General features: G+C 44.8%; 14 protein-coding genes. 5 read left to right on the top strand and 9 right to left on the bottom strand.

The annotated features are described in order from the left end of the window. Positions 1-87: 87 nt before the first annotated feature. The 4 genes from FC652_RS00430 to FC652_RS00445 form a co-directional block, all read right to left on the bottom strand. Complete coding sequence (locus FC652_RS00430; protein WP_176297057.1) at positions 88-1,959, bottom strand: methyl-accepting chemotaxis protein; 1,872 nt, start codon at positions 1,957-1,959, stop codon at positions 88-90. Positions 1,960-2,250: 291 nt separating this feature from the next. Beyond that, complete coding sequence (locus FC652_RS00435) at positions 2,251-3,627, bottom strand: YjiH family protein (protein ID WP_176297058.1); 1,377 nt, start codon at positions 3,625-3,627, stop codon at positions 2,251-2,253. A gap of 296 nt (positions 3,628-3,923) precedes the next feature. Then, on the bottom strand, positions 3,924-4,592 hold the full coding sequence (locus tag FC652_RS00440) for a YoaK family protein (protein WP_176297059.1): 669 nt from the start codon (positions 4,590-4,592) through the stop codon (positions 3,924-3,926). A gap of 140 nt (positions 4,593-4,732) precedes the next feature. After that, complete coding sequence (locus tag FC652_RS00445; RefSeq protein ID WP_176297060.1) at positions 4,733-5,131, bottom strand: GFA family protein; 399 nt, start codon at positions 5,129-5,131, stop codon at positions 4,733-4,735. Between the two features lie 86 nt (positions 5,132-5,217). Between FC652_RS00445 and FC652_RS00450 the strand changes: the two genes are divergently transcribed. Further along, the gene (locus tag FC652_RS00450; RefSeq protein WP_176297061.1) at positions 5,218-5,844 is read left to right on the top strand and encodes a hypothetical protein; all 627 of its coding nucleotides are present in this window, start codon (positions 5,218-5,220) and stop codon (positions 5,842-5,844) included. Between the two features lie 103 nt (positions 5,845-5,947). Beyond that, a complete protein-coding gene (locus FC652_RS00455) occupies positions 5,948-7,237 on the top strand; it encodes a peptidoglycan DD-metalloendopeptidase family protein (RefSeq protein WP_176297062.1) in 1,290 nt (429 codons plus the stop codon). A gap of 100 nt (positions 7,238-7,337) precedes the next feature. On the opposite strand, the gene FC652_RS00460 is transcribed toward FC652_RS00455, so the two are convergent. Together FC652_RS00460 and FC652_RS00465 are read right to left on the bottom strand one after the other, a co-directional pair. After that, positions 7,338-9,167, bottom strand: coding sequence for a bifunctional diguanylate cyclase/phosphodiesterase (locus FC652_RS00460; RefSeq protein ID WP_176297063.1), 1,830 nt, complete (start codon positions 9,165-9,167; stop codon positions 7,338-7,340). A 185-nt stretch (positions 9,168-9,352) separates the two neighbouring features. Then, the gene (locus tag FC652_RS00465; RefSeq protein WP_176297064.1) at positions 9,353-10,240 is read right to left on the bottom strand and encodes a LysR family transcriptional regulator; all 888 of its coding nucleotides are present in this window, start codon (positions 10,238-10,240) and stop codon (positions 9,353-9,355) included. A 103-nt stretch (positions 10,241-10,343) separates the two neighbouring features. Between FC652_RS00465 and FC652_RS00470 the strand changes: the two genes are divergently transcribed. From FC652_RS00470 to FC652_RS20505, 3 genes are all read left to right on the top strand, one after another. Continuing rightward, entirely contained in the window at positions 10,344-11,537 is a 1,194-nt protein-coding gene (locus tag FC652_RS00470) for a multidrug effflux MFS transporter (RefSeq protein WP_176297065.1), read from the top strand. Between the two features lie 58 nt (positions 11,538-11,595). Further along, entirely contained in the window at positions 11,596-11,946 is a 351-nt protein-coding gene (locus FC652_RS00475; protein ID WP_176297066.1) for a hypothetical protein, read from the top strand. Positions 11,947-12,139: 193 nt separating this feature from the next. Then, positions 12,140-12,274, top strand: coding sequence for a hypothetical protein (locus FC652_RS20505; protein ID WP_011081527.1), 135 nt, complete (start codon positions 12,140-12,142; stop codon positions 12,272-12,274). 92 nt (positions 12,275-12,366) lie between these two features. Here FC652_RS20505 and FC652_RS00480 read toward each other — a convergent pair whose 3' ends face one another. The 3 genes from FC652_RS00480 to FC652_RS00490 all read right to left on the bottom strand — a co-directional run bounded on the left by FC652_RS00480 (position 12,367) and on the right by FC652_RS00490 (position 16,011). Further along, a complete protein-coding gene (locus tag FC652_RS00480) occupies positions 12,367-12,972 on the bottom strand; it encodes a glutaredoxin domain-containing protein (protein WP_088428510.1) in 606 nt (201 codons plus the stop codon). Between the two features lie 64 nt (positions 12,973-13,036). Continuing rightward, positions 13,037-13,915 (bottom strand): DMT family transporter, encoded by an 879-nt coding sequence (locus tag FC652_RS00485; RefSeq protein WP_011081525.1) that lies wholly within the window; start codon positions 13,913-13,915, stop codon positions 13,037-13,039. Between the two features lie 320 nt (positions 13,916-14,235). Then, positions 14,236-16,011 (bottom strand): bifunctional diguanylate cyclase/phosphodiesterase, encoded by a 1,776-nt coding sequence (locus FC652_RS00490; RefSeq protein ID WP_176297067.1) that lies wholly within the window; start codon positions 16,009-16,011, stop codon positions 14,236-14,238. Positions 16,012-16,186: the final 175 nt, after the last annotated feature.

Genomic DNA, 16,186 nt, shown 5'->3' on the forward strand with positions numbered 1-16,186 from the left:
AATAAAACGAACTTAATCCAACAAAGAGATGGTTTTAAGTTTGAATAAAAAGAAAAAAGGCGAAGGGATAACCTTCGCCTATTCCACCTACACAGTGAATCTGTTAAGTATTTCGTCCAGTTTTCGCACGTTTCCGGTTTGTACTTGCATTGCTTGGTTGGCATTAGAAGCTTCACCAGCAACTTGTGTCGACAAGTCTTTAATGTTGACCGTGTTGTTGTTAATTTCTTCTGCGACCAAACTCTGTTCTTCTGCCGCAGAGGCAATTTGCATGTTCATGTCTGTTATACGCTGAATCGCGTCACGGATACGTTGCAATGAATCATTGGCTTCACGCGCACGCTCAACGGCTTCAACCGCACTGCCTTTACTCTCTTTCATCGCACTGGCTACTGATGCCGCACCGGATTGCAGTTGTTCAATCATGCTACGGATCTCGGTTGTCGATTGCTGAGTGCGCTGAGCCAGTGTGCGGACCTCGTCGGCAACCACCGCAAAGCCACGACCAGATTCACCTGCACGCGCCGCCTCAATCGCAGCATTCAAGGCCAATAGATTAGTTTGATCTGCGATGTCGTTGATAACCTTCAAGATGGTTTCTATGTTCGCTGTTGCGGATTCTAGTCCTTGCACTTCTTCAACCGCCATATCGATTCTTTCAGATAACATGTTGATTGAACGAGTCGATTCATTGACGACCAAGGAACCTTGTTGAGTCGCGTCGTCGGCTTCTTGCGCAGCGCCCGCTGCTCCTTGTGCGTTATTGGCTACTTCGGTGGCCGTCACTGCCATCTCATTCATTGCTGTTGCAAGTTGCTCTAGTTCTTGCAATTGCGTTCCCATGGCTTCAGCAGAGCCTTTTGCACCCCGTGCGGTCAATTCAGTGCCATGCATAATTTCACGGCCAATCTCTTTGGATTGAATGATCTGGTTTTGCAAATTGCTAGTAAAGGTATTGAATCCGGACGCTAGCTCGGAAAACTCCTGATCCGTATTGGTATCGAGGCGATGAGTTAAGTCACCTTGGCCAGAAGCGATATCTTGAATCGCAGCGTTTAGTGCATCGAGTGGGCGCATTAAGAAGCGAATCAGCATGGTGAGTGCCACAATACTTAAGAGTAGCGCGACGACAGAATACAAAATGGAGCTGTCACGTAGGTTGTTGACAGCGGCAAAGGCGATATCTTCATCAATAATCGCACCGATATACCAGTTTTCACTCGGTATTTTGGTAAACGTGACTTGATAACGAACACCGTCTCTTTCGAAATGTTGTTCGCCCTCTTTCAACTGAACTTCTGGAAGATACTTTGAAAATGTCTCGCCGTTGTTTTGTGAATCTGGGTGGGCAATGGTGGTGCCGTCGGAAGAAATTAAGAAAAGGTAACCTGCATCGAACAAACTGACTTGGTTAACCAACTGAGCAAGGTTAGTCAATTGCATGTCGTAGAACATACCTGCGACAAATTTGCCATTTTGTTTAACCGGTGTGCCTACCGAAATGATGACAGCTTTACTAGACACATCCACGTATGGTGCTGTGACAACCAGTCTGCCCTGTGCTTTGGCATCCATGTACCAAGGACGTTTGCGAGGATCGTAATCTGGACCGGCTTCCCACCCATCATCATTTTCAATGACGAAGCCATTTTCTTCATAGCCAAAGCCGACAGCGAGAAAACTTGATTTGAGTTTTGGTTTCTCAAGAATGGTTTTGACGTAGTCTCGATCAAAGGGGTTAATCTCGATAACTTCAGTGGTGGTTTGCGCTAAATTTTTGCGCGCTTCCATTTCGGAGACGACGGTGTTGCGAACACTGCTGACCATCTCAGTCAAGCTGGTAGAAACATGTTCTTCAATCGTGCTACGAACCGTATAGATCTGCTTTAGCGACAGCAAAGAAATGGTCACTAATAGAAGCGCGGAGGAGGCGGCTACAACCTTGTGACTAAACTTCATAAAATCCCTCAGTTTAAAATACTTGTTTTTGTTAATACTAGGAGTTATATCGGCATTTGTATTTATAACATGAATATAAATTAATGTTTTCTGTTCGCCATGAGCGTTTAGAGGGATGAAAAGTATCAATTTTGTGATGACGAGAGAATTTATATGCACATGTGTGTTTATGTGTTGTTGTTCCTCATGCGCTTAACCGCGGCAGTAAAAATTTAGGCGTCTTTGCTTCGAATGGTATGGTTTTTCCCCATAAAAAAGCTCCGCGAACGGAGCTTTTTTTTCAAGATCGGGTCAAAAAATGAGGTGCGCAACACCTGCAATGATTGGCAGTGTAATCAGCGTACGTAGGATGAAGATGATAAACAGCTCTACAATGTTGACTGGAATTTTACTGCCAAGCAGCAGTGCGCCAACTTCAGACATGTAGATTAGCTGAGTAACTGACATGGCTGCAATGACAAAGCGTGTCATTTCATTGTCGATAGACGCTGCGAGAATCGCTGGGATAAACATATCCGCAAAGCCCACTACGATGGTTTCTGATGCCGCCACGGCTTCTGGCACACCGAGTAACTCCAAGAAAGGAATAAAAGGCTGACCAAGGATGGCAAAAACGGAAGTGTATTCTGCGATGATAAGGGCAATCGTTCCTAAACCCATCACCACAGGCAGTACGCCGAATACCATATCGACTGCGTTGTGAACACCTTCAGTAAATACCGACTTAATCGATTTTACTTCGTCTGCACGTTTCAGAGCTAAGTCCATTCCCCAGCTAAAAGGGGTATGGCCAACTGGTACAGCGTTTTGATCCGCTTTTGGCTCGCTACCATCAATGTAGCAATCTTTCTTTAGGCTTAGTGGTGGTAAGCGAGGAATGATGATCGCTGCGACAACACCGGCTAAACAAATCGCGCCATAGAATGGAAGAAAAAGGTGCTCCAATTTCACTTGCGCAATCACAACCAAACTAAAGGTAATGGAAACGGCAGAGAATGTCGTACCCACTACGGCTGCTTCGCGTTGAGTATAGAACTTGTTTTCGTACTGCTTACTGGTGAGCAGAATCCCGACACTGCCATCGCCGAGCCATGATGCCATACAGTCGATGGCGCTGCGGCCTGGTAAATTGAATACTGGGCGCATCACTTTACTGAGCAGCGCACCAAACAGTTCCAACAAGCCAAAGTTAAGTAGCAGAGGTAGCAACATGCCCGCAAAAATGAAAACTGCAAAAAGTGTTGGCAAAAGCCCTGTCAGCACAAGACCACCCGTGTTTTCTTCCCAAATGGCTTTAGGACCCACTTGGAAAAACGTCATAACAACCGCGATACCACCAAACACACGCACCGCAAGCCAAAGAGAGCTTGGGTTGAACAATCCGTTGAGGAAGGCATTGTTCACGATCTTGGCTGGTTTAAAAAGCTTAGTTACCAGTGAAGCAACTGCCATGAAAGCGATAATGGTTGTGACCATGGCAATCAAATGATCACCCAGTAGAGCTGGAATCAACTTAGCCATCACAGCAACTGGGATGGTGAGTTCACCGTTGTAGGTGATAGGTGCCATAAACAGAAGTAAGCCAATAACGGAAGGAATAAAAAACTTCCAAAAGTTGGCTTTCTTTGCCGTCTCTGGGACAGCAGCAGTTTCAGTGTTATTGGTCATGCTTGTCTCTTGTTACTACTAGTCAATGTTATTCATTTTGAAGAATAGTTATTCACTAAACATCTGTTTTTAGTCAAAGTGGGCGTGAGATTACTCTTAAAGTACTGCGATTGCAATACTATTCATTGAAATGCCCTAACTATTCAGACGTTAACTTTGAAATAGATAATGATAGTCGATTTTTGTTTTGTAATTGTTTCATGTGTTGGATTTTTGTGATTTTGCCGGGTGTTAAACTGCAACTTAGGCATGTTTAGTGTGATCTAAGTTGCTTTATCGGTGGGCTTTACGGTGAATTATGCTTGTCGAGAGGGAGAAAAGTAGAGCAGAGTCCAGTAAGCAATCGCGATCAAAACGGCAAAGGTGGCAGGCAAAATCAACGCATAAAGTTCAAATCGAATAAATGCGAATGCGCCAACCGAACCTCCTAGTAAAAAGCCAAAGAAGATGAAAACAAATAGTTTCGCTTTGCGCTTATCGAACTTTTGTCCTCGTAAGCTTTCTCCTATCATGATCCCGAGATCAGTAATGATGCCAGTCATATGAGTAGTACGAATGACAGCCCCGCTGAAGGTCGTGATCATGGCATTTTGTAAGCCGCATGCAGCGGAAGCGAGGTATTGGCCATAGATGTTGCCGTTGATGAGAAATCCCAACGACATCAGCAATAAGAAACCTTCAATGCATAGTGCAACGCCGTAACGTCTGCCCAGCTTGAGTGCCGTGCTTTCGATGAAAAAACCACTGAAGGCCGAGCCAATTAAGAAACTGGCGACAATGAACATGAGGTGAATGGTGCTGGAGGAGCCAGTAAGGAAACTGCTGCCCAACAGAGTGACCGTGCCAGATAAGTGAGAAATGGCTTGGTGTTGAAATCCCATCAGGCCGATGGCATTCACACAACCCGCAAGCAGTGCAAGTACAAATGCACCAAATTCAACCCAACGAGGTAATCTAGATATCACGATTCTTGTCTCTTTATTGCTTAGGTCGAGATTATAGCGCTAGCGACCACAAGTTAAAGTGGTAAGATCTGTTTAGCTTTGATCCTTCTCAACAAAGGCGGCAATTTGTGTGTTACGGAAACATGCCTATTGTTCGGCAATTATGGTTTGTTGGGGGCTTTGTTTTGCAGTTGTTTCTTCTGTAGATCGAAATAGATGCCTGATAGTTGGTTAAAAAACGTTTCTTCTCTGAATCTTGCCATGGGAATAACCACCGCCGCAGGGGCCGAAGAGAACAACAACAGCATGGTTGTACTGCATGCGGGACAAAAGTGATAGCTGATTTCATGGCCATTATTGGTGAGTCGATTAAATGAGGCAACATCCCCATCCACTCGAATCTGTTCAGTCATGAAACGTGCGTGTACACCAAAAAAACTGCCTAAACGACGCTGGCATTCAAAAGAGTGGCAGATCGAGGTTTTGACTGGCTCTCCTTGGCAATGGATTTTCACCAATCCACACTCACATTCACACGTTCTTACGCTATTTTTTACCATTGTGCTTATCCTCGGGTTCACCTCTATTGATAATTATAAGAAACGCATTTAAGGTCTGCACAACCCCAATTATGAGTCGTGCATCGATGAGAAAGATAATTTTACCCATCCCACTTATTCTATTGATTCCCATAGTGATGCTCTTGGTTGTGATTGTCGCTGGCCTCTATCGTTTTAGCCTCAACGATCACGAGATCATGGCAAAATTTCCATCGCAGCAAGTAAAAACCGATACGATCGTTGAATTGTTAACCGGAAAGAAAACGACTAACCCGATCACAATTATCGTGCCCGAAACTAAAGCGTTCGCTTTGATCTCAGAACTTGATGTGCAACAGCAAATAGCGACTGGAGGCTATGATTCTGGAGCAGAGCGAGGCATCGCAACAGTGTGGTTGGCACATTGGCATTCGCTTGAGGCGCGATCGTCGAGTTTGTACGTGGCCCCTGTGTCGGTGAGTAATCAAGGTAGCGGGCGTTTTTACTATCTCGGGCTGTTTAAATTTGATGCTCTGCCACAGCGACTGGTCATGGTAGATGCCATCTATTTGGGCGATCGAATTCATATCAAATCATTAGAAAAAGTTGATGAAGATGGTATAGCGGTTGTTTTCAATACTCATGATTCTGGTCAATCCTTTGTAGAACAACCGGTTAAAAGAGTTGAACGTCATTTTACTGTTGATGAAAACAAACTAAAATCAGCTAAATAATCATTTTTGAGGCGGTTTTTGGCTTGAAAATAGCAATTATTTGATGATTTATTGTTGGGAAATGCATAAGCTTGTAACCCTGTTCCGCAGGAGATTGTAAACCGTGTCCTCCCAAGTCATAAACAGTCGTTTTTCTCAGTTATCCAATGGTAAGAAATGGCTGCTATTGTCATTACCATTGGTTGCTATTGTGGGCATTTCAGCCTCGTTACCCAAATCTACCTTGACTCGTACAGTTGAGTTGAATCTTAAAGACTATTACGCGCAAACGAATTCTAATCTTTCAACCTCTCTAGAAGAGTGGCAGAATCCGCCAAGTTTTGAATACCAAATCCAATCTGGCGATAACCTAAGCACCATCTTTACTCAGTTGGGCTTCGGTTACCAACAGATGATGAAGGTCATGGAAACGGATCTTGATTTTTTGGTGCTTGATACGTTGCGACCAGGCAATACGCTACGTTTCTGGAAAGATGAAGAAACGGGCACATTAGATAAGATGGAACTTGCTCTTGGCATTGCAGACAAAGCGGTGTTCACGCGCAATGATGACGGTAGCTTTGCTTTTGAACAAGTCAGTTTGCCGGGTGAATGGCGGCAGCAACCTTTGATTGGCACGATTGAAGGCAGCTTCTCAAGTTCGGCTTATCGACTTGGACTAAATAGCATCGAAATTGATCAGGTTGTCTCTCTGTTAAGAGAGAAAATCAACTTTTCTAAAGATCTGCGTGCAGGGGATAGCTTCGAAATCGTGCGTAGAAATCAGTTTATTGATGGCGTCGAAAGTGGTAAACGCCAAATCGAAGCGATAAAGATCTTTAATCGTGGCCGCGAGATTACTGCGTATCTTCATACCGATGGACAGTTCTACGATGCCAAAGGTCAAAGCTTACAACGCGCTTTTCAACGCTATCCGGTGACCACGAACTGGCGTTTAAGCTCGAATTTCAACCCACATCGTTTGCACCCTGTGACCGGACGTGTAATGCCCCATAACGGAACAGACTTTGCGACGCCAATTGGCACTCCGGTGATGTCAACGGGGGATGGAACGGTCATCTTGGTACGTAAAAACCATCCGTTTGCCGGCAACTATGTGGTGGTTGAGCATGGCAGCAAGTATAAGACACGCTATCTTCATTTAAGCAAAGTTTTAGTAACCAAAGGACAAAAAGTGTCGCGTGGTCAACGCATTGGACTAAGTGGAAAAACTGGCCGTGTTACCGGTCCACATTTGCACTATGAATTACTTGAAAATAATCGCCCAGTTGATGCGATGAAGGCGAACATTCCGATGGCAAGCTCGGTGCCTAAGAAAGAGATGGCTGGTTTCCTTGCGACGGTAAATGAACTCAACACTTTGTTGAGAGAACAAGAGCAACAAAATATTTAGTAGGCCCCAAAAGCAAAAAGCCTGTAAGTCCAACTTCAGGCTTTTTGCAGCCTCGCACTGTTCGGATGTGCCATAGCCGACGTCATATTATTGCCCCAGCTCAAATGGCACTTCTTAGTGATCGTCGTTGAATGGAGATAACGAGGTCTTTTGGTTTCATAGGACGAGAAAAGTAATAGCCTTGGATCTGCTGACAGCCCATTTCTGAGAGTTTATCTAATGCTTGCTTCTCTTCTACCCCCTCAGCCACCAAATTGACTCCTAATTGCAATGCTAACTGGGTAATCAGCCAAACCACTCTTTCGGCCGTATCGTTGTTGAGCATATTGTGGACAAAACTTGCGTCTATCTTGATGGTATCGATCGGGTAGCTGTGAATGTAGTTTAAGCTAGAATAACCGGTGCCAAAATCGTCCAACGCGACTTTAAATCCTTGTGCTCTCAAGGCATCTAGCACCATGTGTTCTTTTCCCGTCTGTGTCAGAAGAACGGTTTCAGTCAGCTCGATGACAAAATCTTGGGCGTCCAGCTGATATTTTTCCATCATGTGGTTAAGGTTAGCGACGTATCTTTGATCATCATTTAGTTCATAGGCAGAGCAGTTCAAACTCAGCTTCACTGGGTAGTTCAATTGTTCCTCTAGATACAACTTGCTGAGGCAAGCCAGTTCAATGATGCGCTCCCCAAGTTGAACAATAAGCCCGGATTGTTCTGCGGCATCAATAAACTCGGCGGGTGAGATTGAGCCATATTCTTCACTCTCCCAACGCGCAAGTACTTCGAAATAATCCCAGCGATCTTGGTGAACGTTGACTATCGGCTGGAGGGCTACGTAAATCTCATTGTTGTCCCCAATGGGTTTAGCGAGTTCTTCTCGAATCGCTTCAATCAGTTGGGTTCTTCTATGATAGAGAGCACTAAGGTGTGTATCGTAGCAACGAATACGATTATTAGGGTGTTTTTTACACTCTTTCATCGCAAGGCTGGCATTAAGAAATAACTCGTCACTGGTGATCAACCTCTGCGTGGCTTTAGCGATACCAATACTGATGTCAAACTGAACATGGTTGGCGTTGTCTTGATAGCCAAAAGCAATTTTGTTGAGAATATGTTGGCATACCTCTTCTGGGTCATCGGTGTACGTGATGAAGGCGAACTCATCTCCGGCAACACGATACGCAAGCGCAGGGCTAGGAAGGGTGCTTTGTATGGCTTTGGCTGTGAACTTAATTATTTGATCACCAATATAGGTACCGTGAATGTCGTTAATCAGTTTAAAGTTATCGATATCGATGCACACAAGGCTAAAGGAGCGATCCGATTGTTGTGTCAAGGTTTCAAGCGTATCAGATAAACAACTGCGATTAAGCAGTCCAGTTAAATTGTCATGGGACACTTCATAGCTAAGTTGGTTGACGAGTTGTTCTGAACGGTCACTCAGCCATTTTTCTCTTAGCCCATGAATAATCATGTTTGCGTAGATACGATGGTACTTTATGAAGAGCGCCTCATCGTAAGGCTTGAATGAGAAAGTTGAGACCAATATGCCGAGAATATCACCATTGTGGCCTCGTAAAGGGATACCAATGAGGGCATGGTTTTCCGCGTCTTGTAGTACGGCTTCTTGTTCACAGGCATAGTAGCTCTCTTGGTCGTAGCGGCAATGGTCTATGATTTTTAGAGCAATGTTTGCAAAAGGTGTATCTTCTAAACTGTGCCGAGGAGATCCTACAATTCCCCCATTCTTTGCATAAGACAAAGTATGTGTATGACTACTGTGGAGATCGATCTCTACAATGCAGGTGCAGTTTGAGCTCAAAGTGGAATGCAGCTTGAGCGTTACTTGATTAAGAAGCTCGTTACCGTCGAGAGATAGAGTATGAATAAGCTCATCTAAGTCGATACAAGCTTGGATCGTTGAATCATTCATCTGACGTTCTCTACCTGATTTTATATTGACATTTTTATTACATAGAGTTGTACAAACAATCTCGATATGCATCACGTTAAATATCGCTCACCAGACCAAGCTTTGCAAAAGAAATTCGGAGATATGATCCTAATCCTTAGATTATTAACGGGTTAGAAATCAAAAACAGATAGCACTTTTTTGCTCTATACCGACTTTTCTTGCTGTAGCCGCTCTTTAAGGTAATCCAAAAACAGTTTTGTTCTTGTGTGCTGATAGTCCAGTTTGGGGTAGTAAGCGTAAACGGTGGCTTCGTCTGCATGCACGTTTGGCAGAACAGGAACCAAAGCGCCAGTGCGCAGCTCTTCTTTGATCATCACGTTATTACTGAGCAGAATGCCCATGCCTCGTTTTGCGCCGTGGAAAAGCGCTTCTGGATTGGTTGTCGAGAAGTTGCCACGCAAAGTCATGCGTTTACCATTGTTGAGTTTCAGTTCTCGACTCGGCTTTTCTCCCCAGATCAAGATATTGTGATTCACCAACTGCTCTGCATTCTCCGGCATGCCATATTTTTCAATATAGCTGGGGGCCGCAAAAAACGTCGCTTTATGCTCAAACAACGCGGTTGCTTTAAAGCTCAGTGAGTTCAGCTGTTCCAACTCTCGGCTGATAAAAAGATCTAGGCTCAACTCAGGCAGTTGCCCTGGCAATGTGGTAAAGAGCTGAACTTTAATATCTGGGTATTTTTCCAGAAAATCATCCAGATAGTGAACTAAGAACTTGGATCCGACGGCAAGGGTTGCGCCAATTTTCAGTAATCCAGCTGGGCTTTGGTTGACGGATCGCGTCTCATCTAAAACCGATTGCCAGCCATCGAGTTGCAACTTTGCGCGCTGATAAAACAGAGCGCCCGCTTCGGTTTGGCTGATGGAGCGTGTGGTGCGCTTAAGCAACTGAACACCAATTTTCTCCTCTAACCACTGTATCCGCTTGCTGATGGCGGAACTGGTGGTGTTCATTTTACGCGCTGCCGCGTTAAAACTGCCTTCTTCCACCACTCTGATGTAGCTGTTTACGCTTTGAAACCAATCCATATTCTTTCCTTTAGGGAATTAATCTCTTTCCGATTGGGGAGATTATCATCAATCAAAGGCCAATATAAACTGTAAATAATTTGCTGTAAGAGAGGAGAGGGGAATGCTGAAGTCGTTACAAAAAATGCCATTGCTTTTAGCGATGATGATCATCGCGACAGGGCAAGTGGGCGTGGCCATTTATTTACCGTCTCTTCCTCTTATTAGTCACGACCTCGGATTGACACAAGCTGACGTACAAAATGTCGTGACTTTCTTTCTTGTTGGCTTTGGTGCATCACAACTCTTTTATGGCCCTTTGTCTGATGCGATTGGTCGACGTCCAGTTTTCATCCTTGGCCAAGGGATCTACTTAGTCGGCACTGTCATCTGTATCGCGTTTTCATCCAGTATTGAAGCGTTAGAGTTAGGTCGATTGCTGCAAGGATTAGGAGCGGGCAGTGCATCGGTGTTGGGACGTTCTGTATTGCGAGACAGCTACGAAGGGGCACAATTGACCAAAGCGCTCTCTTATATTTCGATTACCGCGTCGATCATGCCGATCATTGCCCCGGTTTTTGGCGGCTGGATCGCCTTTCATGTCAGTTGGCAAGCGGTGTTCGTTTTTGTGTTGTGCTATTTATTGGCGATATTTACGTTGGGCTATTTTGTGTTGCCAGAAACCTTGCCTTACGCCAAGAAACGTTTTCGCCCTTTAACCGTGTTGGCGACTTATCGCACTTTGGCGACTAATCCACAAGTGATCGGCAGTGCCAGTTTTAACTGGATGAGCTACCTTGTTAGCCTTGTTTCGCTCTCGGTATTCCCTTTCATGATGCAAGGAGAGCTTGGATTTTCTGCTGCTGATTATGGCAGCATGATGATCATTCCATCTGCTGGTCTTTTGCTTGGTAGTGTGACAGTCAATGTCTTGTTGCGCTATTTCGAGGTGAAGAGGCTGCTTGCCGCCAGTTTTGTTCTTGTGGCTCTGTCAGGTTGTGGGCTCATTTGGGCGCCTTTTAGTAGCGCCAGTTTGATCGCTGCCTTTACCGTGATGAGTTTTGCTCAAGGGATGTCATTCCCTCTGTCGATCAGCTTGCTCCTTGCCCCTCACAAGCAAAATGCAGGATCTGTTTCTGCGTTGTCTGGCTCAGTGCAGATGGTAATGGCAGCTCTGCTCGGTGGATTTTTGGTTGAACACTGCGTGCGAACTCAGGCTCAATTAGGATTGTTTTATATTCTAGTTGCGATGGGGTGTTTTGCGGTGTTGCTGCTCAAAGGTAAAGTGATGACGACGCCGGAGGTACAGAAAGTCTAACTTGATTATCTCACCCCCCGTCACTACAATGCCGCGCAGCAGTTAATGAGGGTTACCCATGCAACAAAATGAATTTGAACAGTTGGTTAAGCAGATTTGCCAGCAAGAGAACTTACCTAAAGCACTTGAGCTTATAAAAGCGTGTGACGATGAGGAAGTTGCAGAAGCGGCAACATCGCTTTCAGGGCAATTTGCTTTGGCAGAAGTGGATGGCGAAAAGCGAATCTATCACGTGACTTTACAAGAAAACGAAGCAGGTGAAGAGACGGAATACGTTGAGCATGTAATGAACGAAGGTGAGCACTTGGTGAAGTTTGCCGCTTGGTTCTTTGATGTCATGTTCGAGATCAAGGCCAAAGAGACCTACCAAGCTGCAGGTAAAACCTATCAGCAACCGAAGCGTAGCTAACGCTGGCGGAATCGCTCTTTTAGAACGCTCAAAAAAACGGCAATGTTACTGCCGTTTTTTGTTTTCGTGATAAATGTTTTTTATCTTTTCATGAAATAAAATTACCAAATAAATGTGATCTTCGTCTTGTTATCTGGTGGTTTTGTAGTAATATTACAAACGTAAACAGAAGAGAAAACATTGGAGAATCAAGATGGGTTATGAATTAGGCGGTGCTTACATCGGTCAAATGATGGCAAAAGACGCAATGCACAAAGCTATGTATGGCAAGACAGCGAAGAAGAAAGCGTCATTTATCAGCCGCATGCTAAAGAAAATGGCAAAATAACAGCAAGCTTAAAGCGTTATTTTGTAGTAAAGTTTCAAAAAAACCTGGCATCGCCAGGTTTTTTCTTATCTGCTTATCTATGGTCAACGTAATCAGTTTGCCATCTCCACCACATTGTTCGGAACGACATCAAGCCCATGCTCTTTAAGGTAGACTTCCAGCTTATCGCAACCTCCAATGTACGAACCATCTAGCCAAATTTGTGGTACGGTGACGGGCGTTTTTTCGCCAATGATGGCTTTGACTTCTGGAATCATACGATACAGCGCGGCGCTTTCTTTGACGACATCGTGATATTGGTAGTGAATGCCCGCCGAATCCAACAGCTGCTTGGCTTTGACACAGTAAGGGCAGGTCGCTTTACCAAAAACAATATTCCCTTTGAGGGTGTCGCGCTTTGTCCACTCTTTGATCACAGATTGAATCAGTACGCCACGGTTAAGAGCTTCTCCTTGGCTAATCACTTTGCCTTCAACCACCAAAATAGGCGCATGCCAAGCGCCGAGCTTTAACGGCTCCCACCAATGAGAAAGCCAGTCTTTGACTTCCAATTCAACAGGAATACCGTTGAGTTCATTGGCAAACGTATCGGTTAAGATATCTTTGGTTAACGTACACTCACCACATGGGATGTTGACTTTAAATGGTCCCCAACTTCCCGCCCAACGGTACAGGGTGATTTTAATCGCTTCACTCATTAAATATTCCTCAAAATCGCTCTATTAGTGTAGTAGAACGCACTGGCGATGTTTTCCTTTCACGCTATTTTGTTTTTTTGGTTTCCCAATGAGTAATAAAGGCCACAGAAGCAATAATGATGAAGGCGCCAAGCCAGAGTCTGCCCGGTGGCACCCAACCAAAGACAAGCCAACCGGCAAGTACGTTCAATGGTAGTTTAGCGTGATCAAAAGGCTGAACAAAGGAGGCATCGGCACTGGCATAAGCTTTGACGATGGCCCATTGCGCCAGTGCAGTCATGCAGCCCGCTGCAAAAAGGATCAGCCAAATGGTCGTGCTGCTCGGCATGGTGAAATCAGGAATCGCCAGCATGATGTTGAATGGCGTAATCAACAGCAGCAGATAAACCACCATGGTGGAGGGCGGATCGTTGACCGAAAGTTTTTTAACCATCAGTGAATAACATGCCCAAAAGAAGGCCGCGCCGACAGGCAGTAAGGTCGCAAGATGAAAATCATCCGCCCAAGGCTCAAGAATGATCATCGCACCAATGAAACCGAACAGCGTCGCGCCCCAGCGTGCCACACCCACTTTTTCTTTCAGAAGCAGCCCAGAGCCGATCGTCGCAAAGAGTGGGGAAGTCATTAATAGCGCGATGCCTTGCCAGATCGGCACCGGATAAGCGAGTGCCCAAAGCCAAAGCTGAATACCGATAACCGACAAAAAGACTCGCAGTGCATGCCAGCCAAAATGAGAGGTGCGCAGCGATTGGCGAATGCCCAGCGTTTTTAAGTACGGCAAAATCACAATTAAAGCGATGCCATATTGAATCAGCGCAACAGTGGTCGACGGAATGGCAAATTGAATACTGGCAACTTGCGCTAGGCTGTTGACGATAGCGAAAGCTAAACCGGCGGTCAGCATCCACGACGCGCCAAGGATTGGGTGGTGTTGAGATTGCATAGATAATCGAATTCACAAAAAAGTCCGAGAATCATACGTTTTCTGCATGGCGAAGCCAAATGTTTTGCGGCGTACGGGGTAAAAAGAAGCCCCTGAGTTCAGGGGCGCAAATGCGGATTAAAGGACGTACCTCGGTGAGGAGGATAAGAACGAGAAGCACAAACGCTGCCATGCATTTGTTCCTCTATCTTTGCAGAAGCTGTGCCAGTTTTTAAGTTGTTGATTTTGTTAGTTTTGGGTTGTTGAGTATCCCAGATCCGCACCATAACCATTCAAAAGGCGACAGTTATGGTGCAAAGGAATCATGGTGCAGGGGAGAGCTAAATTTGCAGTAACTGGCGGTTAAATTCTTCCACATCGAGGGGCTTGGAGTAGAGATAACCTTGGAACTCGTCGCATTGTTCGCTGACAAGCAACAAGCGCTGCTCTTCGGTTTCCACGCCTTCTGCGATGACTTTTTTGTCCATGTTGTGGCCGAGCTGAACGATGGTTCTGACTAGCATGTGATCGTGATGGTTCTCAACACAGTCATCGATAAAGGCTTTATCTATTTTTAACACATCAATAGGTAACTGCTTTAAGTAGTTGAGCGATGAGTAGGCAACCCCAAAATCATCAATCGCAACCGTCACGCCAGATCGCCTCAAGTTGTGGCAAATTGCGATGAGCTTTTGCGGCTCTTTCATCAAGACAGTTTCGGTGATCTCTAATTGCAGATAACTGGCGGGAAGGTTTGATTCGAATAATGCGGAATTGACCTGTTGTTCAATATCATCATTGGCAAATTGAACGGTTGAGACATTGACCGAAACAGGGATATCGTAGCCAAGATCTAACCACTTTTTAGCTTGTTTACACGCCTCGAGTATTACCCAGCGACCAATCGGAATAACCTGTTTGGTTTTCTCTGCAATAGTAATGAACTCAAGAGGACTGATGGTTCCGAGTTCCGGATGTTGCCAACGAATGAGCGCCTCTGCGCCAGTAATTTTTCCCGAAGTAAGGGAAACCTTAGGTTGGTAAACCAATGAAAATTGCTTTAGTTCAATGGCTTTGTCGAGTTCTCGTTCAATCTGATGTTGGCGTATCGTCTCGTCTAACAAAGTTTCGTCATACCAGCGAACTTTACCTCGACCTTTAAGCTTCGCTTTTTGAACGGCAATGTCTCCGTTTCTAAGCCAAATATCGAGGTTTGACATGGCTTCGTTAAAAAGTGCCACACCCGTAGCGTAAGAAAGCTGGTAAGACCCTCTTTCGAGTTCAAAAACGGCCATTAGCTTCGAGCGTAGTAGCGTATTTAATGCGTTGATTTCTTCTTTTAGGTCTTGGTTTTCAAAAACTAAAACGGCGAACTCATCCCCTTCCATGCGGTAGGCTTGACCATAACCAAGTACGGCTTTCTTCAACCTCCTTGAAAAACGCTTTAATAACAGGTCGGCCTGCTCGTGGCCAAAGCTTTCATTGATCTCCTTGAAGGCATCGATGTCGATTTTAATTAGCGCACTGTTTTTTCCTTGCTGAGATAGTGCTTCCACTTGTTCGAGATCGGTGTAAAACGCTCGACGATTTGGTAACTGAGTGAGGTAATCTGTGCGGCTGTCTTCGCGAAATTTGGTTAATTGACGATAAAACTTCTGTTGGTAATAAACCATGACTGAGGCGAAAGCGGAGATCGCAAGAAGCTCGATGGCATCTTCAACGAGTTCATCGACATCTTCTGGCGCGACTGATAAGAAGTACGAAGTCGTGAGTAGTAACGCGATGACAAATGCCCAAGAAGTCCCAGGGAAAAGGACCAAATAACATAACGGTAAGAGAATAAACGTCTCTTCAATCACGTCAATATCGAGCGGATCGACGATGCTGCCGACAAAAAGGTAGCTTGTGGCGACCAAAGCACACACATTTTTGGTTTTGTGGGACGTAGAAAAGAGTGCCACAATCATGGCAATCGCAAACAACACGTAAGACCAAGGCAATAGGCTATGTTCTTCCACCAAGGTTTGCGTGATCAACAATACCGCCACAATATAAGCGGCCTTTAATAACAATACTATTTTTGAGTTTGTCACGATTTTACTTCTGCCATCTACCATAAATATCCTCGGTTTGGATTATATAGCATGGCGTTTTGTTGTTCTATGTCAAAACGCTTTTATCTCTATCTGGTCGGTTCTAAGACAAGATGATTGATAGATTTTCATTAAGTATATAAAAAAAAATGAAATTAACCTCTAAACTAGCACTGTTATTATCGCTATAAATATAATT

Source organism: Vibrio sp. 05-20-BW147 (genome assembly GCF_013369385.1).
GTDB classification, from domain to species: domain Bacteria; phylum Pseudomonadota; class Gammaproteobacteria; order Enterobacterales; family Vibrionaceae; genus Vibrio; species Vibrio floridensis.